This window comes from Streptomyces sp. NPDC051907, from assembly GCF_040681075.1.
GTDB lineage: Bacteria > Actinomycetota > Actinomycetes > Streptomycetales > Streptomycetaceae > Streptomyces.
Genome location: NZ_JBFAYB010000049.1, coordinates 37,885 through 63,046 on the forward strand (window position 1 = coordinate 37,885; position 25,162 = coordinate 63,046).

25 protein-coding genes and 1 riboswitch are annotated in these 25,162 nt (G+C 71.9%); of the genes, 15 read left to right on the forward strand and 10 right to left on the reverse strand.

Annotated elements, in window-relative coordinates:
* Positions 1 to 27: 27 nt before the first annotated feature.
* From sdhC to AB0M39_RS24085, 4 genes are read left to right on the forward strand one after another with little or no spacing between them, the layout of a single operon-like run.
* The gene (gene sdhC / locus AB0M39_RS24070; RefSeq protein WP_365367643.1) at positions 28 to 408 is read left to right on the forward strand and encodes a succinate dehydrogenase, cytochrome b556 subunit; all 381 of its coding nucleotides are present in this window, start codon (positions 28 to 30) and stop codon (positions 406 to 408) included.
* Between the two features lie 8 nt (positions 409 to 416).
* Complete coding sequence (locus AB0M39_RS24075; protein WP_365367645.1) at positions 417 to 890, forward strand: succinate dehydrogenase hydrophobic membrane anchor subunit; 474 nt, start codon at positions 417 to 419, stop codon at positions 888 to 890.
* 22 nt (positions 891 to 912) lie between these two features.
* A complete protein-coding gene (gene sdhA / locus AB0M39_RS24080; RefSeq protein ID WP_365367647.1) occupies positions 913 to 2,673 on the forward strand; it encodes a succinate dehydrogenase flavoprotein subunit in 1,761 nt (586 codons plus the stop codon).
* Positions 2,673 to 3,431 (forward strand): succinate dehydrogenase iron-sulfur subunit, encoded by a 759-nt coding sequence (locus AB0M39_RS24085; protein ID WP_365367649.1) that lies wholly within the window; start codon positions 2,673 to 2,675, stop codon positions 3,429 to 3,431. Before sdhA ends, AB0M39_RS24085 begins: the two co-directional genes overlap by 1 nt.
* 200 nt (positions 3,432 to 3,631) lie before the next feature.
* On the opposite strand, the gene AB0M39_RS24090 is transcribed toward AB0M39_RS24085, so the two are convergent.
* Positions 3,632 to 3,931 (reverse strand): hypothetical protein, encoded by a 300-nt coding sequence (locus AB0M39_RS24090; RefSeq protein ID WP_365367651.1) that lies wholly within the window; start codon positions 3,929 to 3,931, stop codon positions 3,632 to 3,634.
* Positions 3,932 to 4,049: 118 nt separating this feature from the next.
* On the opposite strand from AB0M39_RS24090, the gene AB0M39_RS24095 reads away from it, so the two are divergent.
* The 4 genes from AB0M39_RS24095 (at position 4,050) to AB0M39_RS24110 (ending at position 8,628) form a co-directional block, all read left to right on the forward strand.
* On the forward strand, positions 4,050 to 6,557 hold the full coding sequence (locus AB0M39_RS24095; protein WP_365367653.1) for a DUF4132 domain-containing protein: 2,508 nt from the start codon (positions 4,050 to 4,052) through the stop codon (positions 6,555 to 6,557).
* Positions 6,558 to 6,855: 298 nt separating this feature from the next.
* Positions 6,856 to 7,287 (forward strand): hypothetical protein, encoded by a 432-nt coding sequence (locus AB0M39_RS24100; RefSeq protein ID WP_365367655.1) that lies wholly within the window; start codon positions 6,856 to 6,858, stop codon positions 7,285 to 7,287.
* Between the two features lie 7 nt (positions 7,288 to 7,294).
* On the forward strand, positions 7,295 to 7,831 hold the full coding sequence (locus AB0M39_RS24105; protein WP_365367657.1) for a DCC1-like thiol-disulfide oxidoreductase family protein: 537 nt from the start codon (positions 7,295 to 7,297) through the stop codon (positions 7,829 to 7,831).
* A gap of 11 nt (positions 7,832 to 7,842) precedes the next feature.
* A complete protein-coding gene (locus AB0M39_RS24110) occupies positions 7,843 to 8,628 on the forward strand; it encodes a TetR family transcriptional regulator (protein ID WP_365367659.1) in 786 nt (261 codons plus the stop codon).
* Between the two features lie 22 nt (positions 8,629 to 8,650).
* Here AB0M39_RS24110 and AB0M39_RS24115 read toward each other — a convergent pair whose 3' ends face one another.
* Together AB0M39_RS24115 and AB0M39_RS24120 are read right to left on the reverse strand one after the other, a co-directional pair.
* Positions 8,651 to 10,021, reverse strand: coding sequence for a metallophosphoesterase (locus tag AB0M39_RS24115; protein ID WP_365367661.1), 1,371 nt, complete (start codon positions 10,019 to 10,021; stop codon positions 8,651 to 8,653).
* A gap of 10 nt (positions 10,022 to 10,031) precedes the next feature.
* Positions 10,032 to 10,274: a hypothetical protein gene (locus tag AB0M39_RS24120; RefSeq protein WP_365367663.1), complete on the reverse strand. Its 243-nt coding sequence runs from the start codon at positions 10,272 to 10,274 to the stop codon at positions 10,032 to 10,034.
* A gap of 121 nt (positions 10,275 to 10,395) precedes the next feature.
* Between AB0M39_RS24120 and AB0M39_RS24125 the strand changes: the two genes are divergently transcribed.
* The gene (locus AB0M39_RS24125) at positions 10,396 to 11,613 is read left to right on the forward strand and encodes a D-alanyl-D-alanine carboxypeptidase (protein ID WP_365367665.1); all 1,218 of its coding nucleotides are present in this window, start codon (positions 10,396 to 10,398) and stop codon (positions 11,611 to 11,613) included.
* On the opposite strand, the gene AB0M39_RS24130 is transcribed toward AB0M39_RS24125, so the two are convergent.
* From AB0M39_RS24130 to trpS, 3 genes are all read right to left on the reverse strand, one after another.
* Positions 11,582 to 12,598: a YihY/virulence factor BrkB family protein gene (locus AB0M39_RS24130; RefSeq protein WP_365367667.1), complete on the reverse strand. Its 1,017-nt coding sequence runs from the start codon at positions 12,596 to 12,598 to the stop codon at positions 11,582 to 11,584. The two genes, AB0M39_RS24125 and AB0M39_RS24130, sit on opposite strands and share 32 nt — an antisense overlap.
* Positions 12,599 to 12,768: 170 nt before the next feature.
* Entirely contained in the window at positions 12,769 to 13,350 is a 582-nt protein-coding gene (locus AB0M39_RS24135; protein WP_365367669.1) for a 2'-5' RNA ligase family protein, read from the reverse strand.
* Positions 13,351 to 13,581: 231 nt separating this feature from the next.
* Positions 13,582 to 14,595 carry a tryptophan--tRNA ligase gene (trpS, locus tag AB0M39_RS24140; RefSeq protein WP_365367671.1) on the reverse strand — a complete coding sequence of 338 codons (1,014 nt, stop codon included), beginning with the start codon at positions 14,593 to 14,595 and terminating at the stop codon, positions 13,582 to 13,584.
* Here trpS and AB0M39_RS24145 point away from each other — a divergent pair.
* Complete coding sequence (locus tag AB0M39_RS24145; protein ID WP_365367673.1) at positions 14,594 to 15,262, forward strand: sigma-70 family RNA polymerase sigma factor; 669 nt, start codon at positions 14,594 to 14,596, stop codon at positions 15,260 to 15,262. The two genes, trpS and AB0M39_RS24145, sit on opposite strands and share 2 nt — an antisense overlap.
* The gene (locus tag AB0M39_RS24150) at positions 15,255 to 16,064 is read left to right on the forward strand and encodes a hypothetical protein (protein WP_365367675.1); all 810 of its coding nucleotides are present in this window, start codon (positions 15,255 to 15,257) and stop codon (positions 16,062 to 16,064) included. Before AB0M39_RS24145 ends, AB0M39_RS24150 begins: the two co-directional genes overlap by 8 nt.
* Positions 16,065 to 16,386: 322 nt before the next feature.
* On the opposite strand, the gene glyA is transcribed toward AB0M39_RS24150, so the two are convergent.
* Complete coding sequence (gene glyA, locus AB0M39_RS24155) at positions 16,387 to 17,655, reverse strand: serine hydroxymethyltransferase (RefSeq protein ID WP_365367677.1); 1,269 nt, start codon at positions 17,653 to 17,655, stop codon at positions 16,387 to 16,389.
* Positions 17,656 to 17,699: 44 nt separating this feature from the next.
* Positions 17,700 to 17,791, reverse strand: a riboswitch (ZMP/ZTP riboswitch).
* Between the two features lie 140 nt (positions 17,792 to 17,931).
* Here glyA and rocD point away from each other — a divergent pair.
* Positions 17,932 to 19,137 carry an ornithine--oxo-acid transaminase gene (gene rocD / locus AB0M39_RS24160; protein ID WP_365367679.1) on the forward strand — a complete coding sequence of 402 codons (1,206 nt, stop codon included), beginning with the start codon at positions 17,932 to 17,934 and terminating at the stop codon, positions 19,135 to 19,137.
* A gap of 86 nt (positions 19,138 to 19,223) precedes the next feature.
* Here rocD and AB0M39_RS24165 read toward each other — a convergent pair whose 3' ends face one another.
* Together AB0M39_RS24165 and AB0M39_RS24170 are read right to left on the reverse strand one after the other, a co-directional pair.
* Complete coding sequence (locus AB0M39_RS24165) at positions 19,224 to 20,405, reverse strand: glutathionylspermidine synthase family protein (protein WP_365367681.1); 1,182 nt, start codon at positions 20,403 to 20,405, stop codon at positions 19,224 to 19,226.
* 13 nt (positions 20,406 to 20,418) lie between these two features.
* Positions 20,419 to 20,724 (reverse strand): hypothetical protein, encoded by a 306-nt coding sequence (locus tag AB0M39_RS24170; RefSeq protein ID WP_365367683.1) that lies wholly within the window; start codon positions 20,722 to 20,724, stop codon positions 20,419 to 20,421.
* 159 nt (positions 20,725 to 20,883) lie between these two features.
* Here AB0M39_RS24170 and AB0M39_RS24175 point away from each other — a divergent pair, with 159 nt between their 5' ends.
* Positions 20,884 to 21,798: a hypothetical protein gene (locus AB0M39_RS24175; RefSeq protein WP_365367685.1), complete on the forward strand. Its 915-nt coding sequence runs from the start codon at positions 20,884 to 20,886 to the stop codon at positions 21,796 to 21,798.
* A gap of 399 nt (positions 21,799 to 22,197) precedes the next feature.
* On the opposite strand, the gene AB0M39_RS24180 is transcribed toward AB0M39_RS24175, so the two are convergent.
* The gene (locus AB0M39_RS24180; RefSeq protein WP_365367687.1) at positions 22,198 to 23,598 is read right to left on the reverse strand and encodes a PLP-dependent aminotransferase family protein; all 1,401 of its coding nucleotides are present in this window, start codon (positions 23,596 to 23,598) and stop codon (positions 22,198 to 22,200) included.
* 47 nt (positions 23,599 to 23,645) lie between these two features.
* Here AB0M39_RS24180 and AB0M39_RS24185 point away from each other — a divergent pair, with 47 nt between their 5' ends.
* Both AB0M39_RS24185 and AB0M39_RS24190 read left to right on the forward strand, forming a co-directional pair.
* Complete coding sequence (locus tag AB0M39_RS24185; protein ID WP_365367689.1) at positions 23,646 to 24,194, forward strand: carboxymuconolactone decarboxylase family protein; 549 nt, start codon at positions 23,646 to 23,648, stop codon at positions 24,192 to 24,194.
* 59 nt (positions 24,195 to 24,253) lie between these two features.
* Positions 24,254 to 24,994: an isocitrate lyase/phosphoenolpyruvate mutase family protein gene (locus AB0M39_RS24190; protein ID WP_365367691.1), complete on the forward strand. Its 741-nt coding sequence runs from the start codon at positions 24,254 to 24,256 to the stop codon at positions 24,992 to 24,994.
* Positions 24,995 to 25,162 lie beyond the last annotated feature (168 nt).

A 25,162-nucleotide genomic window follows, 5' to 3' on the forward strand; every position in this document is an offset into this window, starting at 1 on the left:
TAATCCCCGCTCCCGGAGGGTTCTTCCGTGCCGGCTGGAACGCTGTACCGCGGCCGGGAAGGAATGTGGTCATGGGTGGCTCATCGAGTCACCGGCGTCCTCATCTTCTTCTTCCTGTTCGTACATGTGCTGGACACCGCTCTCGTGCGCGTCTCCCCCGAGGCGTACGACGACGTCGTAGCCACGTACAAGACGCCGATCGTCGCGCTTCTCGAATACGGCCTGGTGGCCGCGATTCTCTTCCACGCGCTCAACGGCCTGCGTGTCATCGCCGTGGACTTCTGGTCCAAGGGCCCGCGCTACCAGAAGCAGATGCTCTGGACCGTCATGGTCGTCTGGTTCGTCCTGATGGTCGGCGCCCTGTACCCGGTGCTCGGCCACGCCGTCCGCGAAGTCTTCGGGGAGTGACGCCAGAAATGTCCGCTGACACCTCCGCTGTCGGCCAGGTCGAGGCCGTAGGCCTCTACGACGCCGACAACCCGGCCCCGTACATCGAGGCCCCGCGCAAGCGCACCAAGAAGACCCCGCGCTCGACCCGCGGCAACTTCGAGATGGCCGCATGGCTCTTCATGCGCCTGTCCGGCGTGGTCCTGGTCGTCCTGGTCATCGGCCACCTGCTCATCCAGCTCGTGCTGGACGGCGGCGTCTCCAAGATCGGCTTCGCCTTCGTGGCCGGCCGCTGGGCCTCGCCGTTCTGGCAGACCTGGGACCTGCTGATGCTGTGGCTCGCCATGCTGCACGGCGCGAACGGCCTGCGTACCGTCATCAACGACTACGCGGAGCGTCCGAACACGCGCCTGTGGCTGAAGGGCCTGCTGTACACCGCCACGGTGTTCACCATCCTGCTGGGCACGCTGGTGATCTTCACCTTCGACCCGAACATCCGCTAGGCACGGGGCTGAGGTTTCTCCCATGAAGATTCACAAGTACGACACCGTCATCGTCGGCGCCGGCGGCGCCGGCATGCGCGCCGCGATCGAGTCGACGAAGCGCAGCCGCACCGCGGTGCTGACCAAGCTGTACCCCACCCGCTCCCACACGGGCGCCGCGCAGGGCGGCATGGCCGCCGCGCTCGCCAACGTGGAAGAGGACAACTGGGAGTGGCACACCTTCGACACGGTCAAGGGCGGTGACTACCTGGTCGACCAGGACGCCGCCGAGATCCTGGCGAAGGAGGCCATCGACGCGGTCCTGGACCTCGAGAAGATGGGCCTGCCGTTCAACCGCACCCCGGACGGCACCATCGACCAGCGCCGCTTCGGCGGCCACTCGCGCAACCACGGCGAGGCCCCGGTCCGCCGGTCCTGCTACGCCGCGGACCGCACCGGCCACATGATCCTCCAGACGCTGTACCAGAACTGCGTCAAAGAGGGCGTGGAGTTCTTCAACGAGTTCTACGTCCTGGACCAGCTGATCACCGAAGACCCCGAGACGGGCGTCAAGAAGTCGGCCGGCGTGGTCGCCTACGAGCTGGCCACCGGCGAGATCCACGTCTTCCAGGCGAAGGCCGTCATCTACGCCTCCGGCGGCACCGGCAAGTTCTTCAAGGTGACCTCCAACGCGCACACCCTCACCGGCGACGGCCAGGCGGCCTGCTACCGGCGCGGTCTGCCGCTGGAGGACATGGAGTTCTTCCAGTTCCACCCGACGGGCATCTGGCGCATGGGCATCCTGCTGACGGAGGGCGCCCGCGGCGAGGGCGGCATCCTGCGCAACAAGGACGGCGAGCGCTTCATGGAGAAGTACGCGCCCGTCATGAAGGACCTCGCCTCGCGTGACGTCGTCTCGCGCTCCATCTACACGGAGATCCGCGAGGGCCGCGGCTGCGGTCCCGAGGGCGACCACGTCTACCTGGACCTGACCCACCTGCCGCCGGAGCAGCTGGACGCCAAGCTCCCGGACATCACCGAGTTCGCGCGGACGTACCTCGGCATCGAGCCCTACACGGACCCGATCCCGATCCAGCCGACCGCGCACTACGCCATGGGCGGCATCCCGACCAACGTCGAGGGCGAGGTGCTGAGCGACAACACCACCGTCGTCCCGGGCCTGTACGCCGCCGGCGAGGTCGCCTGCGTCTCGGTGCACGGCGCCAACCGCCTGGGCACGAACTCGCTGCTCGACATCAACGTGTTCGGCAAGCGGGCCGGCATCGCCGCCGCCGAGTACTCGGCGAAGGCCGAGTACGTCGAGCTGCCCGAGGACCCGGCCTCCCTCGTGGTGAGCCAGGTCGAGCGGCTGCGCAGCTCCACCGGCTCGGAGCGGGTCGCGGTGATCCGCAAGGAGCTCCAGGAGACGATGGACGCCAATGTGATGGTGTTCCGCACCGAGCAGACGATCAAGACGGCGGTCGAGAAGATCGCCGAGCTGCGCGAGCGCTATCTGAACGTGTCCATCCAGGACAAGGGCAAGCGGTTCAACACCGACCTGCTCGAGGCGATCGAGCTGGGCAACCTGCTCGACCTGGCCGAGGTCATGGCCGTCTCCGCGCTCGCGCGCAAGGAGTCCCGCGGCGGTCACTACCGCGAGGACTACCCGAACCGCGACGACGTCAACTTCATGCGCCACACCATGGCGTACCGCGAGGTCGGCGACGACGGCTCCGAGACCGTCCGTCTCGACTACAAGCCGGTCGTCCAGACCCGCTACCAGCCGATGGAGCGTAAGTACTGATGGCTACCCCCGTACTGGACAAGGTCGAGGCGGAATCCGCCGCCTCGCCGTACATCACGGTCACCTTCCGGGTCCGCCGCTTCAACCCCGAGGTCTCCGACGAGGCCCAGTGGCAGGACTTCCCGATCGAGATCGACCCGAAGGAGCGCGTGCTCGACGGTCTCCACAAGATCAAGTGGGACGTCGACGGCTCGCTCACCTTCCGGCGCTCCTGCGCGCACGGCATCTGCGGCTCCGACGCGATGCGGATCAACGGCAAGAACAGGCTCGCCTGCAAGACGCTGATCAAGGACATCAACCCGGAGAAGCCCATCACGGTCGAGCCCATCAAGGGCCTGACGGTCCTGAAGGACCTCGTCGTGGACATGGAGCCGTTCTTCCAGGCGTACCGCGACGTCATGCCGTTCCTGATCACCAAGGGGAACGAGCCGACGCGCGAGCGTCTGCAGAGCGCCGAGGACCGCGAGCGCTTCGACGACACCACCAAGTGCATCCTGTGCGCGGCGTGCACGTCGTCGTGCCCGGTGTTCTGGAACGACGGGCAGTACTTCGGCCCGGCGGCGATCGTCAACGCCCACCGCTTCATCTTCGACTCGCGCGACGAGGCCGGAGAGCAGCGGCTGGAGATCCTCAACGACAAGGACGGCGTGTGGCGCTGCCGCACGACGTTCAACTGCACCGACGCGTGCCCGCGTGGCATCGAGGTCACCAAGGCGATCCAGGAAGTGAAGCGCGCGCTGATCACGCGTCGCTTCTGAGCCTGGCTCTGCTGCCGCGTCGGCTGCCGCTTCGGCTTCTGAGCGCCTGACCGGCGCGCACGCACGTGCTCGCCCGGCCATCGGCTCGTGTGCTGGACGAGGGCCCTGCCTCACCTTCGGGAGAGGCGGGGCCCTTCGCCGTGCCAAGCCCCCCGGCCGGCTCCGGGCCCCGCTCCTCCCCCCTCCCCCTCTCGTCCCCCTCAGCCCCCCGCCAGGGGAACGAGTCTGAGAAAGGCGACCTCCGCGGCGTCGGCGAGCTCGACCTCTTGGTCCAGCTCCGCTATCTGGCGGTCGCCCACCAGCACCAGGAAGCCGTTCCGGCCGAAGGCCGCGAGCGCGTGCTCGTACGCCCGGCCTGCCTCCTGGCCGTCCCCCGCCTCCTCGTACACCCTGCGCCGTATCAGCTCGCGCAGCGCGAGACGCTCCTCCGCGACGTCCAGCCCCAGGACGGCGCGGCGGTCCCCCGATGTCGTCTCGTCGACGAAGGTCACCTTTCCCATGCCGAGAAACGTAGAGGGCGCCACTGACAATCGACCCGCGGGCCGAGGCCGAGGGGGGCATTGTCAGCGGCAGGCCGTACCTTCGAGGGGAGTTGAGCTCGGGGAGGGGACCGGCATCATGACAGCGACGGCGTCGACGGACGGCCTGGAGGACAGGCTGTACGAAGCGGGGGCACGGCAGCGCGCCGACGGCGGGCGGCCGGTGCGGAAGCTGCTGGAGTCCCTCGCCGAGCCCGACCTGCGCCGGGCCGCCCTCTGGTTCCACCGGAGTCTGTGCGAGGGCGCCGGCGACCCGGTCACGCTGGCCGCGCTGGGCTGGCTGGCGGAGCAGCGGCTGGAGTGGACCGCGCCGCAGTCGGCCGAGCTGCTGGGGCGGTTGACGGGGAAGGACGCGCTCGTCGACCCGGCGGCCGTGCCGCACCGCTTCGTGGCGCTGCTGCGCATCCCGCTGGCGGCCGCCGCCCGTTCCGGGGAGTACGACACGGCGGGGCTGCGGAGGCTGCGCCGGCTCCTGCCGGAGATATGGGACGCGCCCGAGTGGCTCCGCGACCGGCTGGACGAGCTGATCGGCCCCGGGCCGCACGACGCCACGGGCCTGCCCGCCGATCTGCTCGACGAGTACGACGAGTACGGCCCGGCGATGCGGGCCGCGCACCCGGCGCTGCTCGCCGCGCCGGGCGTCGCCGAGCTGCTGCGCCACTGCCTGGGCCAGGACAAGGTGCGCGCGACCAGGCGGTGGCGCAAGGAGGCGGCCGTGCTGCTGGCCGGTGCCGAGGGCGGCGCGGACGTGGTACGGGCGCTGCTGGCGGGCATGGCCGCGCAGCCGGAGCACCCGGTGGCCGCCCCCGGGTGGGTCGGCCGGCACTTCTGGCCGGGGATCGGCTCGGAGGGCAACGTCCGGCTGGTGCGCGGCCTGTTGTGGGCGGCCGCGGACGTCGACGCCGCGTGGGTGGTCCCGGTCGTCGCCGACGTGGCGCTCAACGCGGGCACGGGCATGGGCGGTTCGGGCGGCGACTGCCGCAGCGGCAAGATGGCCACGACGGCCGTCGCGGTCCTCGGCGAGTTCGACGGCGCGCGCGGCGAGCAGGCCGTGGACCGGCTCGGCCGGCTCCAGCGCGGGATCCGCAATCGCACGGTGGTCAAGGGGATGACGGCCGCCCTCCAGGCCGCGGCCGAGCGCAGCGGGCTCACCCCGTCGATGGTCAGGGAGCGGGCCGTGCCGACCGCGGGCCTCGATCCGCGGGGCCTACGCGAGGAGGCGCTCGGCGAGTACACCGCAGTGCTCTCGGTGTCCGCGCCGGGCACGGCGGCGCTGTCCTTCCGGGGGCCGCAGGGCCGGGTGCTGAAGTCCGCGCCGAAGGCCGTCCGCGAGGAGTTCGGCGAGCAGCTGTCCCAGATCCAGGCCGCGCTCAAGCAGCTGCGCGCCCTGATGCCCGTCGAGCGCGCCCGGCTGGAGGAGCATCTGGCGGCGGGCACCCGCTGGCCCGCCCGGGACTGGGAGCAGTACTACATCGACCATCCGGTCACCGGCGCGTTCGCCCGCACCCTGATCTGGGAGATGAGCGACGACGACGGCGAGCGCTGGACGGCGGGGCTGCCGGAGCAGATGGCGGGCGGCTGGGCGCTGGCGGACGCGGACGGCACGGCGGCCCCGGTGACGGACGGCGCGCTGCTGCGGCTGTGGCATCCGCTGGGCGGGGACGCCGACGAGACACGGGCGTGGCGCGAGGAGCTGGCCGACCGCGAGCTGCGCCAGCCGTTCAAGCAGGCCTTCAGGGAGGTGTATCCGCTCACCCCGGCCGAGGAGGAGACCCGCGGCTGCTCCCACCGCTTCGCCGGCCACATCCTGCGCTACGGCCAGGCGCGGGCCCTGATGACCGAGCGCGGCTGGACGGGCGGCCATCTCGGCGACTTCCGCGACGGGTACTCCGCCGAGATGGTGCGGGAGCTGCCCCGCGCGGGCGAGCTGCGCGCGAGCGAGGGCGAGTTCTGGCGCGCCCGGTTCTGCCTGGAGCTGGTCGACCAGCGGCGGACGGACGGCTCGTCGGGCGCCCTGTGCTCGACCGGGCGGCTCCGCTTCGAGCGGCGGCGCGGGGCGCGCGGGCCCTGGGAGCAGGCCGACCTCGCGGAGGCGCCGCCGCTGGCGCTGTCGGAGGCGATGCGGGACGCGGACCTGTTCACGGGAGTCGCCTCGATCGGGGCGGATCCGCACTGGCGGGACCGCGGCGAGGACCGGGAGCACGACGGGTACTGGGAGAGCTGGGCGTTCGGCGAGCTCGCCGAGTCGGCGCGGATACGGCGCGAGTCGCTGGCCCGGCTGCTGCCGCGGACCCGGATCGCCGACCGCGTGGAGCTGACGGACCGCTATCTGCGGGTCCGGGGCGAGCTGCGCACGTACAAGATCCATCTCGGCTCGGCCGGCGTCCTGATGGAGCCGAACGACGCGTACCTCTGCATCGTCGAGGACCGGTCGACGGCGGCGGCCGGAGGCAGGGAGCACCTCTTCCTGCCCTTCGAGGAGGACGGCGGGCTGCTGTCGCTGATCGTGTCGAAGGCGTTCCTGCTGGCCGACGACTCCAAGATCGCCGACCGTGCGATCGCGGCGCAGATAGAGCGGGGCGTGTAGGGGCGAAGGCCCCGAGGAGCACGCCGACCGGGGGACGGGGACCGGCAGTTCGGCCGAGCGCTGCCCTGATGCCCCCGACCCGCGCCTGACCCACATCCGGCCCGCGCCCGCATCCGACCCGCCGGACATAGCCGCGTCCGACCCACACCCGCACCTGACGCCGCCTGGCGCGCAGGCGCCTCGCCCTGCCCTGCCTCGCCCTGCCCCGGCCACGCCCAGGGCACGACTTGAACATGTTCAAAAGGAGGTCTACAGTCCACGACAACAGCTTTTGAACACGTTCAAGGGAGGGTGAGGCATGGACCTCACTGTTGTCGCCTACGTCGTCTACCTGCTGATCAGCGTCGCGCTCACCGTCTGGGTGGCCCGCACGCTCAGCCGGAACGGGCGGATCTTCCTCGCCGACGTACTGAAGGGCAACGAGAAGCTCGCCGAGGCCGTGAACCACCTCCTGGTGGTCGGCTTCTACCTGGTGAACCTGGGCTTCGTCGCCCTCTACCTCAAGGCGGCCGAGGCCGTCGCCGACGCCCGCGGGCTCTTCGAGGCCCTCTCGGTGAAGATCGGCGTCGTCCTGCTCGTCCTCGGCGTGATGCACCTCGCCAACGTCTTCGTGCTCAACAAGATCCGCCGGCGCGGAGTGATGGAGCGCGAGCAGCTGCCGCCCGTGCCGCCGCAGGGCTGGACCACGCCCGCCGGCCAGGGTCCGTGGACGACCCCCGCGGGAGCGTGAGCCGGCCATGAGCACCCCGGCGCCAGCCCCCGCCCCGGCTGCCTGCGACCCGGCCGCCCCGGCCCAGCCCACAGGCCGGCCGGGGGCACAGCCCGCAGGCTGGCAGGCCGGCCGGCCGAACCCCGCGGCCGCCGCCCCGGTCACCCGCCTGACCGTTCTGTACGACGCGCAGTGCTCGCTCTGCCTCCACCTGCGCCAATGGCTCTCCCGGCAGCGACAGCTCGTACCGCTCGAGCTGATCCCCGCGGCCTCGGAGCAGGCCGAGCGCCGGTTCCCCGGCCTCGACCACGCCGGCACCCTCGACGAGATCACCGTGATCGGGGACGCCGGCCAGGTCTACCGGGGGACCAGCGCCTGGATCGTCTGTCTGTGGGCGCTGGCCGAGCACCGGCCCAAGGCCCACTGGCTGACCACTCCGGCGGGCGCTCCGTTCGCTCGCGGCACCGTGCTGGCCGCCGCGAAGTACCGCGAGGCGACCGCGGCGAGGACCATGGGCGCGGCGCACTGCGGCGGCCGGTGCGGCCCGGCCGCGGGGCACGGTTAGGCTCGGTCGACGTGACGGACGTAAAGGCAGCCAAGGCGGCGCCCAAGGGCGAGAAGACCGCGCCCAAGAGCGAGCAGACCCGCACCCTCATCCTCGAGACCGCGCTCAGGCTGTTCCAGGAGCGCGGCTACGACAAGACGACGATGCGGGCCATCGCCCAGGAGGCCGGCGTCTCGGTGGGGAACGCGTACTACTACTTCTCCTCCAAGGAACACCTCGTCCAGGGCTTCTACGACCGGATCGCCGCCGAGCACGAGGCGGCGGTCCGGCCCGTCCTGGAGGGCGACCCGGACCTCGCGGTACGGATTCGGGGCGTGCTGCTGACCTGGCTCGACATCGCCGCGCCGTACCACCGCTTCGCCGCGCAGTTCTTCAAGAACGCCGCCGACCCCGAGAGCCCGCTCAGCCCGTTCTCGCCGGACTCCGTCGCGGCCCGCGAGGCGGCGATCTCCGTCCACGAGCGCGCCCTGGCGGGCGCGGACGTCAAGACGGCGCCCGAACTGTCCGAGCTGCTCCCCCACTTGATGTGGCTGATGCAGATGGGACTGGTGCTCTTCTGGGTGTACGACCGGTCGGAGGGCGCGGAGCGCAGCCGACGGCTCGTGGAGCGCACGGCGCCGATCGCGGCCCGTCTCATCTCCCTCTCCCGCTTCCGTGTGCTGCGGCCGGTGGTACGGCAGGTGCACGACGTGCTGGAGGAGTTCATGCCGGGTGCCTCGGGCGCGTCGGGCGCGTCGCAGGCGAAGAGCGCGCCCCGGGGCACGAAGGCGGAGCGGGCAGGAAGGCAAGCAGGCTGAGGAGGGGCTGACTCGCAGCGGGCTAGGCCTGCTTCGAGGCCAGCTGCACCACGGTGATGTCGGAGGACGCCCCGACCCGCACCGGCGGTCCCCACGCGCCCGCGCCGCGCGTCACGTACAGCTGCGTGTCGCCATAGCGCTCGAGACCGGCCACGGTCGGATTGGCCAGCTCGGCGAGGTAGTTGCCCGGCCAGAGCTGCCCGCCGTGGGTGTGCCCGGAGAGCTGGAGGTCGACGGCGTGGTCGACGGCGTCGTGGATGACCACGGGCTGGTGCGCGAGCAGCACGGCGGCCCGCGCCCGGTCCCGGTCGCCGAGGGCCTTGGCGAAGTCGGGGCCCTCGCCCTCGCTCTCGCCCGCGATGTCGTTGACCCCGGCGAGGTCGAAGCCGCCCGCGATCTCGACGCGCTCGTTCTGGAGCGGGCGCAGACCCAGCTCGCGGACGTGGTCGACCCACTGGTCCGCGCCGGAGAAGACCTCGTGGTTGCCGATGACGAAGAACGCGCCGTGCCGTGACTGGAGTTGCGCGAGCGGCTCGGCGGCGGAGCGGAGATCGTCCACGGACCCGTCGACGAGGTCCCCGACGACGGCGATGAGGTCCGGATTGACGGCGTTGATGGAGTCGACGATCCGCCGGGTGTGGGCGCGCCCGAGGATCGGCCCGAGGTGGATGTCGCTGACGACGGCGATCCGGAACCCGTGGGCGGCCCGGGGGAGCTTGGCGAGCGGCACGGTGACGCGCTTGACGCGCGGCCCGCGCAGAACGCCGTACGTCCCGTACCCCACGGTCCCCAGCGCGGCGACGGCGGCGCCGCCCCCGACGACGCGCGCCACGAAGAGCCGCCGCGAAAGCCCGCTGCCCGGCTCCTCGGCCGACTGCGGCGGCGTTTCCGGCCCTACCGGAGTCTCCAGCGTTCCGAGCCCCGCCGGCACTTCCAGCCCCGCCGGAGATTGAGGCGCGCTTTCAGCCCCGTGGGGGTCCCCCCGGACGAAGTCTGGGGGAGATTGAGGCGCGGGCTCCGGGGCAGCGCCCCGGCGGAGACCCTCGCCAGTCCCCTCGGACTCGACCCCCGCCCGCCTCTCCAACACCTTCCTCAGCAGCGGCCGTACCGCCTCGCCGATCACCAGCGCCAGCGTCAGATACAGCAGCACCGCCAGCCACATGAACCCCGGCCACGCCACCGCCTGCTGAAGCCAGAAGGGCGCTCCCGCCCGACCCGACACCAGCGCGCCCACCGAGAGCAGCGGCAGCACGCACACCGCGACCGTGCCCGCCCTGCGCGCCGTCCCGCCGGAGGCCGTCGTGTCGCGCACCAGTCGCCGCCAGACGTACCAGTGCACCCCCGCCAGCACGGCGAGGACCAAGACCACCACGAGCAGGACGACCACCAGCACGGAAGCTCCTCTATCCCTCGCGTCGCAATGCGCGGACGCCACGCAACCCGATCACTCCGACGCCCGTCCCCAGAAGAAAGGACGTAACGGCGAGCACCAGATGGACCCAGAAGTAGCCGGTCGGGTCACCCGCGTCGTCGAAGGCGAGCCCGCTCCCGTCCTTCCACAGGTTCTTGACGAAAGTGATCCAGATGAACCAGCTCCACACCCCGAAGGCGAGCAGGAACCAGGAGACGGGGCGGCTGAGCTTCATGGACTCAGTATCGCGGGCGCGCCCTGGCCGGGTCCTCCGGGGTGGGCTGTACCGGCGGAGCTCCCGGCGGGTCATCGAGCCGATGTCCGCGTCTTCCGCGCCGCCCTGTACGTTCTCGTCCGTGTCTGCTTTGAAAAAGACCGCGTTGACGGTCGCCGCCGCCGCGTTGCTGCCCCTTCTGACCGCCGCACCCGCCTCCGCGGACAAGATCGACGACAAGGCAGACAAGAAGCAGCCCAACCCCCCGGCCTCCATGTCCACGGTCGGCGGCGCCCAGCTCGGCAAGCCGGGCACCCAGGTCAGCCTCGGGCCCGGCGTGCCCGTGCTGCCCAAGGAGGTCAGCGGCCGCTCCTGGATCGTCGCGGACGCGGAGAGCGGCGATGTGCTCGCGTCGCACAACGCCCACTGGCGGCTGCCCCCGGCCTCGACGCTCAAGATGCTCTTCGCCGACACCGTTCTGCCCAAGCTCCCCAAGGACACCGTCCACAAGGTCACGCCCAAGGACCTCGCCGACGTCGGCGAGGGCAGCAGCCTGGTCGGGGTCAAGGAAGAACTCAGCTATAGCGTTCACGACCTGTGGCTGGGCGTCTTCCTGCGCTCCGGCAACGACGCCGTCCACGTCCTGTCCGCCATGAACGGCGGCATCCGCCAGACCGTCAAGGACATGCAGGCCCACGCCGAGGAGCTGCAGGCGCTCGACACCAATGTGGTGTCGCCCGACGGCTACGACGCGGACGGCCAGGTCTCCTCCGCGTACGACCTCACGCTCATCGCTCGCAGCGGCATGCAGAAGAAGGACTTCCGGGAGTACTGCTCCACGGTCAGCGCCAAGTTCCCCGGCGAGCAGGAGAAGGGGAAGAAGCGCGAGACGTTCGAGATCCAGAACACCAACCGCCTGCTCACCGGCGACTATGGGATGGATCCGTACAAGGGCATCGCGGGCGTCAAGAACGGCAACACCACCCACGCGGGCGCGACCTTCACGGGCGTCGCCGAGCGCGACGGCAAGGTGCTCCTCGTCACCGTGATGAACCCGGACTCCGACGAGAGCCAGGCCGTCTACAAGGAGGCCGGGCGGCTGCTCGACTGGGGCTTCGCGGCGGCGGGGAAGGTCAAGCCGGTCGGCGAGCTGGTCCCGCCGAAGTCGGCGGCCACCGGGCCCGCCAACGTCGGCGAGCCCGCCAAGAACGGCAAGGGCGCCCCCGCGAAGGCCTCCGCCGACAAGACCAGCGGCTCGGGCGGCGTCGGCACGGCGCTCGCGATCACGGGCGGGGTGCTGGTCCTGCTGGCGGCCGGCGTGTTCCTGGTCAACCGCCGCTGGCCGCTCCGCCGCCGCTGACCGGCTTGTCCGCCCGGCCGGCGGCCTGTTCGCCGGCCGCTCCGCTCCGGCCCGCCGCTCCGCTCCCGCCGGCCTCTCCGCTTCCGCCGTTCTCGCCGTTCCCGCCGTCGTCCTCGGACCCGGCGCCCTCCTCGCTCTTGCTCTGCGTCGCCGTCCAGGCGGCGCAGAACAGCAGCAGCTTCGCCGTGAAGTTGATCCATAGCAGCAGCGCGATGGGCACGCCGAACGCCCCGTACATGCTTCTCGACGCCACGTCCCGGATATAGCCGGAGAGCAGCATCTTCAGCAGCTCGAAGCCGACCGCGCCGACCAGCGCCGCCACCGCCAGACGGCGGCGGGGCGGATGCACGCCGGGCAGCAGCGTCAGCAGGTAGAGCAGGATCAGGAAGTCGGCGATCACCGCGATCGCGAGGGCGGCGATCTGGAGCATCACCCCGGCGCCGCCGTCGCGCTCGATGCCGAGCCGGTCCGCGCTCCAGCCGACGGCCGTGGAGCCGAGCGCCGAGGCCCCGACCGAGGCGAGCGCGACCCCGCCCAGCCCGAGCAGCACGCCCCCGTCCTTGAGCTTGCGCAGAACCGGGTTTCCCTCGTCCTCGTCGTCCAGCTCCCAGACGGCCCGCAGGCAGTCCCTCATCGAGCCGATCCAGCTGATGCCGGTGACCAGCAGCAGCGCGCCGGCGATCAGTCCGACGGTGCCCGCGTTGGCGACCAGGGAGTCGAGGTCGAGCTGGTCGGAGATGCCCGGCACCTGCTCGGAGAGCTTGTCCTCCAGCTTCTTGAGCTGCTCGTCGCTCAGGAGCGCCGCTCCGACCGCCGCGGCGACGGTGATCAGCGGGAACAGCGCGAGGAAGCTGAGGAAGGTGATCGCGGCGGCGAGCCGCGTCCAGTGCACCCGGTCCAGGGTCTCGTACGAACGCCAGGCGTGGGTGCGCATCAGCCGTGCCGCCAGCGGGCCGATGACGGGGATCTTGGTCAGCCAGTCCATGTCCTACGCGTACCCTCCCCCGGCCTCGTCACGAGGGCCTCGGCGAACCGTCACCCGTCTCGGCGTACCGGCAGCAGGGCCAGCGGATCAGCCCCAAGGGCCCGGAGGGGCCGGAGGAGGGCCGACGGAAGGGGAGGGCTAAGGAGCGGGCGAAGGGGCGGGCGAAGGGGTCAGAGCGTGGTGGCGGGCTCGTCCACCGGCGCGCCCTGGGCGGGGACGGACCCGATCGCGCCGCCGAAGGCGTACGTGTTCAGCTTCCGCCAGACGCCGTCGGCGCCCTGCTCGTACAGGGCGAAGGAGGCGCACATCCACGCCGCCTCGTACTCCGCCAGCTCCTCGTACGCGCGGTCCATAGCGTCCTCGGCGATGGCGTGCGCCACGGTGACGTGCGGGTGGTACGGGAACTGGAGCTCGCGTACGAGCGGCCCGGAGGCGTCGCGCACCCGCTTCTGGAGCCAGGTGCAGGCCGACGCGCCTTCGACGACCTGGACGAAGACGACGGGCGAGAGCGGACGGAAGGTGCCCGTGCCGGACAGCCGCATCGGGAAGGGGCGCCCGGCGGCGGCGACGGAGGCGAGGTGCGCCTCGATCGCGGGCAGCGCCTCGGCGTCGACCTCGGTGGGCGGCAGGAGGGTGACGTGCGTGGGAATGCCGTGCGCGGCGGGATCCCCGAAGCCCGCGCGCCGCTCCTGGAGCAGGCTGCCATAGGGCTCCGGGACCGCGATCGAAACGCCGAGCGTTACGGTCCCCACGTCGTTCTCCTCAGTCGTCGGTAGCCGGGTCCATAGCCGTCGACGGACGGTCGGCGGCTATGGTGTGCAGCCGCCAGTGTGGCGGCTGCACGGCGTATGTGGCCAGAGTCCTCGGACACTGCTTGGCCTGAGTGCTATAGGTCACTTTTTCGGCCCGTGTCCGGATCCGGCCCGGGTCCGCGCGGGTCCGGCCCCGGCGTGATCGGGACCTCACCGTGCGGACATGGCCGGTCAGTGCTTGGCCGGAAGCAGTCCCACCTTGTCGTAGGCGGCTGCCAGCGTCTCCGCGGCGACCGCGCGGGCCTTCTCCGCGCCCTTGGCCAGGATCGAGTCCAGCGTCTCGGGGTCGTCCAGATATTCCTGCGTACGGCTCCGGAACGGCGTGACGAAGTCGACCATGATCTCGGCGAGGTCGGTCTTGAGCGCTCCGTACATCTTGCCCTCGTACTCCTTCTCCAGCTCGGCGACGGTCTTGCCGGTGAGCGTGGAGTGGATCGTGAGGAGGTTGGAGACGCCCGGCTTGTTCTCGGGGTCGAAGCGGATGACCGTGTCGGTGTCGGTGACCGCGCTCTTGACCTTCTTGGCCGTCGTCTTCGGCTCGTCGAGCAGGTTGATCAGGCCCTTGGGCGTGGACGCCGACTTGCTCATCTTGATCGACGGGTCCTGGAGGTCGTAGATCTTCGCGACCTCCTTGACGATGTGCGGCGCCGGGATGGTGAACGTGTCGCCGAAGCGGGAGTTGAAGCGCTCTGCGAGGTCGCGGGTGAGCTCGATGTGCTGGCGCTGGTCCTCGCCGACCGGGACGGCGTCTGCCTGGTAGAGCAGGATGTCCGCGACCTGGAGGATCGGGTACGTGAACAGGCCGACGGTGGCCCGGTCCGTGCCCTGCTTGGCGGACTTGTCCTTGAACTGCGTCATCCGGGAGGCCTCGCCGAAGCCGGTGAGGCAGTTCATGATCCAGCCGAGCTGCGCGTGCTCGGGCACATGACTCTGGACGAAGAGGGTGCAGCGCTCGGGGTCGAGGCCGGCGGCGAGCAGCTGGGCGGCGGCGAGCCGGGTGTTCGCGCGCAGCTCCGCGGGGTCCTGCGGCACGGTGATGGCGTGCAGGTCCACGACCATGTAGAACGCGTCGTGGGTCTCTTGCAGCGCCACGTACTGGCGGATCGCGCCGAGGTAGTTCCCGAGGTGGAACGAGCCTGCGGTGGGCTGGATACCGGAGAGCGCGCGGGGTCGGTCAGAGGCCATGCACAACATTCTCTCAGGTGTGGAACCGATCTCCGGCCGCCGGTGTATCAAAGGTGTGAGGACGCGGGAGGGGACGCGGGAGGGGGGCCGCACCGTCGTAGACGAGGCTGCGGTGATCGCGCGCGTGCGCGCCGGGGAGCCGGAGGCGTATGCGCAGCTTGTCCGCGCCTATACGAATGTGGCGTTGAAGGCGGCGGTGACGTTCGGCGCTGGAGCGGACGCGGAGGACGTGGTGCAGAGCGCCTTCATCAAGGCGTATCAGTCGCTGGACCGTTTTCGAGACGGCGCGTCGTTTCGGCCGTGGCTGCTGCGGATCGTCGTCAATGAGACGAGGAACACAGTGCGCACGGCGGTGCGGATGCGGGCGCTCGCCGGGCGGGAGGCGCTGCTGCTCGGCGCCGAGCCGCTGATACCGGAGTCGGCGGACCCGGCGTACGCGGCGGTGGCCGGCGAGCGGCGCGCGCAGCTGCTGGCGGCGATGGACGAGCTCAGCGAGGAGCAGCGGCAGGTCGTCGCCTACCGCTATCTGCTGGAGATGGACGAGGCCGAGACGGCCGAGGCCCTGGGCTGGCCGCGCGGCACGGTGAAGTCCCGGCTGAACCGCGCGCTGGCCAAGCTGGGGCGGCTGCTGCCGGGTCAGGCGAAGGGAGGTGAGGAGTGTGGGTGAGGGACGCGATCGGACCGACGACGAGAGGGACGCGCTGCGCGAGGAGCTGCGCGCCCTGGGGCGCGGGACGCGGATTCCGGACGTGGACGGCGAGACGATGGCGGAGCGGGTGCTGGCGCAGCTCCTCGCCGAGGCGATCCCGGCGCCCGCGCCCGCGCCGGGGCGGGGCGCACGGTTGCGGAGCTGGGCGCGCAGACGGTGGCGGGCGCTGACCGTCGCCCTGTCGGGCGTGCTGATGGTCGCCGTGCTCACGCCGCCCGTGCGCGCGGAGGTGGCTGACTGGTTCGGCTTCGGCGGCGTGGAGGTGCGGTACGACCCGTCGGCGCCGCCGAGGGCAGAGGGTCAGGCGCCGTGGTGCGAGGACCCGGTGTCCCTGGCGGAGGCGGAGCGGCGCGCGGGCTTCTCGGCGCGGGTGCCGGACGGGCTGGGCGATCCGGACGCGGTCTCGGTGACCGTGGGGCCGGCGGGCCGGTCGGTGGTGAGCCTGTGCTGGCGGGAGCGGGGGCGGACGGTCCGGCTGGACGAGTTCCCGGCGCGGCTGGACATGGGCGTCGCCAAGGAGGCGCGGATCGCCCCCCAGTGGATCACGCTGACCGGCGACGGCCCCGGGCTCTGGTTCGCCGAGCCGCACCTGCTGCGGTTCGGCCTGACGGACGCGGCGGGCGGGCAGTGGCTCCGCTCCGAGCGCACCGCGGGCCCCACCCTCCTGTGGACGACCCCGGACGCAGCCACGACCCTGCGCCTGGAGGGCGTGCCGGAGCTGCCCCGCGCCAAGGACATCGCCGAGTCCACGCTCCGCTGAGGCGTCAGCCCGCCCGCCCAATCCAGCCCGTCCGGCGTTTGAGGACGGACCCGAGGCCCACTCGAGCCCGCCCGGCTCAGGGCGGCAGGCCCAAAGTCAGCCCATCCGGCGAATCCAGCCCGTCCGGCGATTGAGGACGACCCTCGCCCACGAGAACCCGCAAACCACACGGACACCCGGCCAAACTCGCACCCGCCCCGATCAAGCCCCACGCACCGGAGAGCCCGGGCCAAGGGCCCCTGGGCCGGGACGAGCCACCCCAGCCCGTCCGGCGATTGAGGACAGAGCGGGCCGGACGCCCCCGGCACCACCCCCGCCCGACCTACCCCGCCAGCCCCGGTGCCGGATACGCCCCCATCAGCTCCCCCACCTCGGCCCGGATCGCCGCCAGCGCCCCCTCGTCCCCCGCCCCGGCCGCGCGCACTCCGCGGTCGATCCACTCCGCGACCGCGGCCATGTGCTCGACGCCCAGACCACGAGAGGTGAGAGAGGGGGTGCCGATACGGATGCCGGACGGGTCGAACGGCTTCCTCGGGTCGTAGGGCACGGTGTTGTAGTTGACGACGATCCCGGCCCGGTCGAGCGCCTTCGCGGCGACCTTGCCCGGGACCTCCTTGGGGGTGAGGTCCATCAGGATCAGGTGGTTGTCCGTGCCGCCGGAGACGAGGTCGAAGCCTCGGGCGAGGAGATGCTCGGCGAGCGCCTTGGCGTTGGCGACGACCGACTGGGCGTAGGCGCGGAAGGAGGGCTGCGCCGCCTCGTGGAGGGCGACCGCGATGGCCGCGGTGGTCTGGTTGTGGGGGCCGCCCTGGAGGCCGGGGAAGACCGCCTTGTCGATCGCCTTGGCGTGCTCCTCGCGGCACATGAGCATCGCGCCGCGGGGCCCGCGCAGCGTCTTGTGGGTGGTCGTGGAGATCACGTCGGCGTGCGGGACCGGGGAGGGGTGCGCGCCGCCCGCGATCAGGCCGGCGATATGGGCGACGTCGGCGACCAGGACCGCGCCGGACTCGCGGGCGATCTCCGCGAACGCGGCGAAGTCGATGGTGCGGGGCAGCGCGGTGCCGCCGCAGAAGATGACCTTCGGGCGCTCCTTGAGGGCGAGTTCGCGCACCTCGTCGAAGTCGATGAGGCCGGTGTCCTGGCGTACGCCGTACTGGACGCCGCGGAACCACTTGCCGGTGGCCGAGACGCCCCAGCCGTGGGTGAGGTGGCCGCCCATCGGCAGGGCCATGCCCATCACGGCGTCGCCGGGCTCGGCGAAGGCGAGGTAGACGGCGAGGTTGGCCGGGGAGCCGGAGTAGGGCTGGACATTGGCGTGCTCGACGCCGAAGAGGGCCTTGGCGCGGGCGATGGCGAGCAGCTCGACCTGGTCGATGTTCTGCTGGCCCTCGTAGTAGCGGCGGCCCGCGTAGCCCTCGCTGTACTTGTTCTGGAGCACCGTGCCGGCGGCTTCGAGCACGGCGTTGGACACGTAGTTCTCGCTGGGGATGAGCCGCAGGGTCTCGGCCTGGAGCTGTTCCTCGGCGCCGACGAGGGCCGCCAGTTCCGGGTCTGCGGCGGAGAGTGCCGGATGCGGCAGGGGAAGGGTCATGGTGTCCTCCGGGGCGGTCCGTTGCTCGGGCGTCGCATCTGTCCCCGGGGTGCCCAGGCGGGCGGCACCTCGCGTTGATCTTCCGCGCGCGGCTTCCTCGAGGTTGTCTCCCCGTACGCCAGTCGCCGTGCGTACCCACAACTTTAATAGTCGCGCCCCGCAGCAAGGTTTCTACGTCCACCATGCGAGCGACGATAGAAACGGGCGCACCACCCCGCCTCAGGCCGGATGGCTTGCACACCGGATGGCTTGTACAGACGGACGGACGGAGATCCCGTGTCTACATCGGAGAGTGCCATCGCTTCCGCGGAAGCGCACAGCGCGCACAACTACCACCCCCTGCCGATCGTCGTCGCCTCGGCCGACGGCGCCTGGATGACCGATGTCGAGGGGCGCCGCTATCTCGACATGCTCGCCGGGTACTCGGCGCTCAACTTCGGTCACGGAAACCGTCGCCTCATCGACGCCGCGAAGGCGCAGCTGGAGAGAGTCACGCTGACCTCACGCGCTTTCCATCACGATCGCTTCGCCGACTTCTGCACGCAGCTGGCCGAGCTGTGCGGCATGGAGATGGTGCTGCCGATGAACACGGGGGCGGAGGCGGTGGAGACCGCCGTGAAGACCGCCAGGAAGTGGGGTTACCGGGTCAAGGGCGTCCCGGACAACATGGCGAAGATCGTCGTCGCGGCCGGCAACTTCCACGGCCGTACGACCACGGTGGTCAGCTTCTCGACGGACCCCGAGGCGCGGGCGGACTTCGGTCCGTACACGCCGGGCTTCGAGATCGTTCCGTACGGCGATCTGACCGCGCTGGACGCGGCGCTGACCGAGAACACCGTGGCCGTGCTGATGGAGCCCATCCAGGGCGAGGCCGGGGTGGTCGTGCCTCCCGCCGGGTACCTCGCGGGCGTGCGGCGGCTGACCAGCGAGCGGAACGTCCTGTTCATCGCGGACGAGATCCAGTCCGGCCTCGGCCGGACCGGCCGGACCTTCGCCTGTGAGCACGAGGACGTCGTGCCGGACATGTATGTGCTGGGCAAGGCGCTGGGCGGCGGCGTCGTGCCGGTGTCGGCGGTCGTCTCGTCGGCGGACGTGCTCGGCGTCTTCAAGCCGGGCGAGCACGGCTCGACGTTCGGCGGGAATCCGCTGGCCTGTGCCGTGGCGCTGGAGGTGATCGCGATGCTGCGCGGCGGCGAGTACCAGCAGCGCGCCGCCGAGCTGGGCGAGCACCTCCACCGTGAGCTGGGCCTGCTGACCGGCGGCGGCGCGGTGGAGGCGGTGCGCGGTCGCGGGCTGTGGGCGGGCGTCGACATCGCGCCGAGCCACGGGACCGGCCGGGAGATCTCGGAGAAGCTGATGGACCGCGGGGTCCTGGTGAAGGACACCCACGGCTCCACGATCCGGATCGCCCCGCCGCTGGTGATCAGCAAGGAGGACCTGGACTGGGGCCTGGAGCAGCTCAAGGGCGCGCTCAAGGCCTGAGCCCCCGGCCGGACCGGCCGCCCAGGCATCCAGCAGCCAGACGGCCAGGCGGCCGGACAGTCAGAACGGCCGGGCAGCCAGAACGGCTAGAGGATGACGTGGGGCAGGAAGCGGGCGTACTCGTCCGTGACCAGCCCCGCCGACTCCCTGATGCCGAGCCCCGCCGCCTCGTCCTCGACGACCCAGGCGCCGAGCACCACGCGGTTGCCGTCGAAGTCCGGCAGCGGGGCCAACTCCTGGTAGACGCAGGGCTCTTCGCGCAGCGCCGGCGCGCTGCCCGGCTCGTGGACGGCGACGCCCGCGCCCTCGCGGCCCAGCAGCGGCTTGGCGACGTAGCCGCGTTCGGCGGCGAGTTCGCGGGGGCCGTCGAGGTAGGCGGGGAGCAGATTGGGGTGTCCGGGGTGCAGCTCCCAGAGGATCGCGAGCAGCGCCTTGTTGGACAGGAGCATCTTCCAGGCGGGCTCGATCCAGCAGGTGGTGCCCGTGCCGCCGCCGTTGTCCAGGGTGTCGAGTACATGGGGGCCGAAGCGGTCGGTGACCAGCCACTCCCACGGGTACAGCTTGAAGCAGCTGCGGATGAAGCGGAGCCGGTCGTCGACGAAGCGGCCCGACAGCCGGTCCCAGCCGATGCGCTCGACGGACAGCGCCTCGGTGGCGATGCCCGCCTGCTCGGCGGTCTCGCGCAGATAGGCGACCGTCATCAGGTCCTCGCCCAGCTCGTCCCCGTCGGAGTGGACGAAGTGCAGGGGGCCGGGCGGGAGCAGCGGGGCCTGGCGCTTCCAGGCGTCGACGAGGCGCTCGTGGAGGGAGTTCCACTGGTCGGCGCCGGGGAAGCGCTCCTCCATCCAGAACCACTGAGGGCTGGCGGCCTCCACCAGGGAGGTGGGCGTGTCGGCGTTGTACTCCAGCATCTTGGCCGGGCCGAGGCCGTCGTAGCGCAGGTCGAACCGGGCGTAGACGGAGGGCAGTTCGGCCTTGCGCCGCCAGGACTCGGCTATCAGCGAGGCGAGCTTGGGGTCGGTGATGCCGAGGTCGGCGAACCGATCCTGCTCCACGATGTGCGCGGCGGCGGCCAGGCACATGGCGTGGAGCTCTTCCACGACCTCTTCGAGCGCCTCGACCTCGGGCAGGGAGAACTCGTAGTACGCGCTCTCGTCCCAGTACGGGCGCAGCGAGCCGTCCGGGTAGCGGGTGAGCGGGTAGACGCAGCCCTGCTCCTCGACGGTCTCCTGCCAGCCGACGCGGGGTTCGATGGTGTGGCGCTTCACGGCGCGATCGACCTCAGCCGCCGCCGGAGCCGGAGCATCCGAAGCCGCCGCTGTCGACGGCCTTCTTGTCGAAGCTGCCGTCCTCGACCTTGCCGTCGTTGACGCGGCCGCCGTAGTAGTACACGCCCCGGACGGTCCCGGCGCCGCTGGAGCCGCTTCCGCTGCCGCTCTCCTCGCACTCGTAGCTGGGCAGCTTCTCGCGGGTGACCGGGTCGACGCACCGCCTGTCCGGGTCCGAGCCGCAGGACGTGATCGTCGCCGCGAGCACCCCCATGCCGCCGAGCACCACGGTGCTCGACCTCAGCCTGCGTCGCGCCATCAGCTGCTGTCTCCCGTCGAATCAAGCCGGTTTCACGTCAGATCACTGACACGTCACGGTCAAGCCGGTGATCGCCGCACAGACTAGATGGCCGCCCCGCGTGTCCGTAAGCCCGGTCTGCCAACCCTGCTGATCTACAGTCGCTTTGTGCTCTTTGGGATGATCTGTGCACTCGGTTCAGCGGTCTGCTACGGCACGGCCTCCGTTCTCCAGGCCATGGCCGCGCGCGCGACCGCGCCCGGCACGGGGTCCGGCGTCGACGCGGCGCTGCTGCTGCGGGCGCTGCGCCAGTGGCGGTACGTCGTGGGGCTGGGCCTGGACGGGGTCGGCTTCGCGCTGCAGATCGTGGCCCTGCGCCTGCTGCCCATCTACGCGGTCGGCGCGGCGCTCGCCGCCAGCCTCGCCGTCACGGCCGTGGTCGCCTCGCGCCTGCTCCATGTGCGCCTCAAGTCGACGGAGTGGACCGCGGTGGGGGTGGTCTGCGCGGGCCTGGCCATGCTGGGGCTCGCCGCGGGCGCGGAGGGCGACGAGGAGGGGTCGACGGCGCTGCGCTGGGCGATGCTCGGCGTGGCGGTCGGGGTGCTGCTCGTCGGCGCGGCGGCGGGCCGGCTGCCCGACAAGCCGCGGGCGCTGGTGCTCGGCCTCGGGGCGGGCCTGGGGTTCGGGGTGGTCGAGGTCGCGGTCCGCCTGATCGACTCGGTGGAGCTGCCCGAGGTGCTGGCGAACCCGGCGGTGTACGCGCTGGTGCTCGGCGGCGGCGCGGCGTTCCTGCTGCTGACCTCGGCTCTCCAGCGCGGCTCGGTGACGACGGCCACGGCGGGCTTGGTGCTCGGCGAGACGGTGGGCCCGGCGGTGGTGGGCGTGGTGTGGCTGGGCGACCAGACACGGGAGGGGCTGGGGTGGCTGGCGGTGACCGGGTTCGCGGTGGCGGTGGCGGGCGCGCTGGCGCTGGCACGGTTCGGCGAGCCGCCGAAGGCGAGCACCGAAGCCGGCAAGCCGCCGGAGGAGGGCGGCAGGCCGCCCGGCGGGGGTTCGGGGGAGGACGCGGAAGGCGACGCTCAGCGCGGCTCGTAGGGGGGCGGGCTCGTAGGGGGGCGGCTCGTAGCGGGCTGCTCGTAGCGGCGCGGCTCGCAGGGGCGCGGCTCGTAGCGGGCTGCTCGTAGCGGGGCGGCTCGCAGCGGGGCTGCTTGTAGCGGGGCGGGCTCGTAGGGGCGCAGGTCGTAGCGGGGCTGCTTGTAGCGGGGCGGGCTCGTAGGGGCGCAGGTCGTAGCGGGGCTGCTTGTAGCGGGGCCGCTCGTCGGGGCGCCGGACGTCGTCCGGGGCCGAGGGCGGCAGGTCCGACCGGGCGTCCGCGGCGGACGACGTGGTGAGCCGCAGTCAGCCGCTCAGCGCGGACGCCGCGTCCGCGCGTGATCCGCGGCCCCGCCCCTCGTATCCCCCTCCCCCTCTACTCCCCCAGCCGGTGGGCGCCCTCTACGGAAGCGCCCGGCACAGCGCCTCCAGCGCCCCCGCCCAGCCGCTGTCCGGGGGTGTCGCGTAGCCCACCACCAGCGCGTCCCTGCCCTGGGGCGCGTCCTTGTGGCGGAAGCGGGTCACGCCCTCCAGGGCCAGGCCCTGCCAGGCCGCCGCCTGGACGACGGAGCGCTCGGCGCCCGGGGGGAGTTCGAGGACCGCGTGGAGGCCCGCGGCGATGCCGGTGACGCGGATGTCCGGGGCGTGCTCGGCCAGCGCCGCCACCAGCTGGTCGCGGCGCCTGCGGTAGCGCAGCCGCATCCCCCGTACATGACGGTCGTACGCCCCCGACGCGATGAACTCCGCGAGCGTCAGCTGGTCCAGCGCGCTGGAGAGCCAGTCGGCGTTCCCCTTCGCCTCGAGGACCTCGCCCACCAGCTCCTCGGGCAGGACCATCCAGGCGAGCCGCAGTCCGGGGGCGAGGGACTTGCTGGCCGTGCCCAGGTAGACCACGCGTTCGGGGTCCAGGCCCTGGAGGGCGCCCACCGGCTGGCGGTCGTAGCGGAACTCCCCGTCGTAGTCGTCCTCCAGGATCAGCCCGCCCGTGCGGCGCGCCCAGTCGACGGCCGCGGCGCGCCGGTCGGGGTGCAGGGCCACGCCCATCGGGAACTGGTGCGCGGGCGTCATCAGCACCGCGCCCGCCCCGCGCATCGCCCCCAACGCCTCGGTGCGGGTGCCCAGTTCGTCGAAGGGCAGCGCGGGCAGCCGCAGCCCCTCCTCGGCCAGCAGGTTCCAGTGGAAGTCCAGCCCGTACGACTCCACCGCCACCTCGCGCACCCGTCTGCGCCGCAGCACCTTGCCCATGAGCATCAGCCCGTGCACGAAGCCCGAGCACAGGACGATCCGCTCCGGGGAGGCGTGCACCCCGCGCGCCCGCGCCAGATAGTCGGCCAGCACGGTCCGCAGCTCGATGCGCCCGCGCCCGTCTCCGTAGCCGAACGCCTCGTGGGGCGCGGCCGTCAGCGCCTTCCGGGACGCCTTCAGCCACTCCGCGCGCGGGAACGACGCGAGATCCGGGCTCCCCGCCGTCAGGTTGTGCCGGGGCCCCCGGCGGACGGGCCGCGCCCGGTGCGCCCCCGCCGCCTGCCGCCTCGGCGCGGCCCGTCGCGCCACCCGCGTGCCCGACCCCTGCTGCGCGGTCAGCCACCCCTCCGCGACCAGCTCGGCGTACGCGTCCGCCACCGTGTTGCGGGCGATGCCCAGGTCCGCGGCGAGCGAGCGCGAGGACGGCAGCCGCGTGCCGGGGGCCAGCCGGCCCGTGCGCACCGCCTCCCGCAACGCGTCCATCAGCCCCGACCGCAGCCCCGGACCGCGCAGTTCCAGATGGAGGTCCGCCCCGAAAGTGACCCATGAATCCGTCATGGGAATGGACCATACTCCTGCGCCAAAGCACCCGTACGGTCATTGGCATGACGACGAACACGACGACGCAGACGACGGCGAACACGGCGGCGAACACGACCGCAGCCGCCTCGAACGACTACGCCCCCGAGCACCCCTCCCGCCTCGAGCTCGCGCAGCTCGCCCCCGAGGTCTACAAGGCCATGGTCAAGCTGGACGCGGCGTCCCGGCAGGGCCTCGACCCCGTCCTCCTCGAACTGGTCAAGATCCGCGCCTCGCAGATCAACCACTGCGCCTTCTGCCTCGACATGCACAGCAAGGACGCGCTCGCGGCGGGCGAGTCGGTGGAGCGGATCGTGCAGCTCAGCGCCTGGGAGGAGTCGCAGCACTTCTACACCGCGAAGGAGATCGCGGCGATCGAGCTGACGGAGGCGGTCACCGTGCTGACGGACGGCTTCGTGCCGGACGCGGTGTACGAGAAGGCGGCGGCGCACTTCGACGAGAAGGAGCTCGCGCAGCTGATCGCGGCGATCACGGTCATCAACGCCTGGAACCGGATCGGCGTGGCCACGCGGTCGACGCCGGGCCACTACACGCCCGGCCAGTTCAAGCACTGAGGCCCGGGAGCTCAGAACCGGGAACTGAGAACCGCGACTGACATCGAGGAGTCCACGCCATGACCGTCGAAGCGTTCCGCGCTCTGCACCACGACCGCGCGCCCGAAGACCCGCTCGTCCTGCCGGGCCCCTGGGACGCGGCGAGCGCCCGCGTCTTCGCGGAGGCGGGATTCCCGGCACTGGCGACGCCGAGCGCGGGGGTCTCGGCGTCGCTGGGGTACGCGGACGGTCAGACTCCGGCGGACGAGATGTTCGCGGCGGTGGCCCGGATCGTCCGCGTGGTCGACGTCCCCGTCTCGGCGGACGTCGAGGACGGCTACGGCCTGCCTCCGAAGGAACTGGTCGCCCGGATCCTCGACACCGGCGCGGTCGGCTGCAATCTGGAGGACTCCGGCCCCGGAAAGCGGCTCAAGGACCCGCGCCGGCACGCGGACTGGCTCGCGGAGGTACGGGCGGAGGCGGGCGACCGGCTCTTCGTCAACGCCCGCGTCGACTCGTTCATCCGCGGCGCGAGCGACCCGGCGGACGCGATCGTACGGGCCCGGCTGTATCTCGCGGCGGGGGCGGACTGCGTCTACCCGATCGGCGCTCGGCCGGAGGGTCTCGTGGCCCTGCGTGCGGAGATCACCGCGCCGATCAACGCGGCGCCGTATCCCGGCCCTCCGTCCATCTCGGAGCTCGGCCGTCTGGGCGCGACCCGCATCACCTTCGGCCCGGCGCTCCACGACCACTCGACGGCCTCCCTCCGCGCCCTGGCCCAAACCCTCCGCACGGCGCGTTTCAGCCCGGCTGGCGATTGAGGCGCGCCTTTCAGCCCCCCGGGGGGCTGCGCCCCCGTACGGCCTTCGGCCGTGTCCTCAATCGCCGGACGGGCTGAGTTTCCCGGGCACATCCAGCCCCGCCGGCGTTTGAGGCGCGGGGTCCGGGGCGGAGCCCCGCGGGCAGCCCGCACAGGGGACGTCACCCTC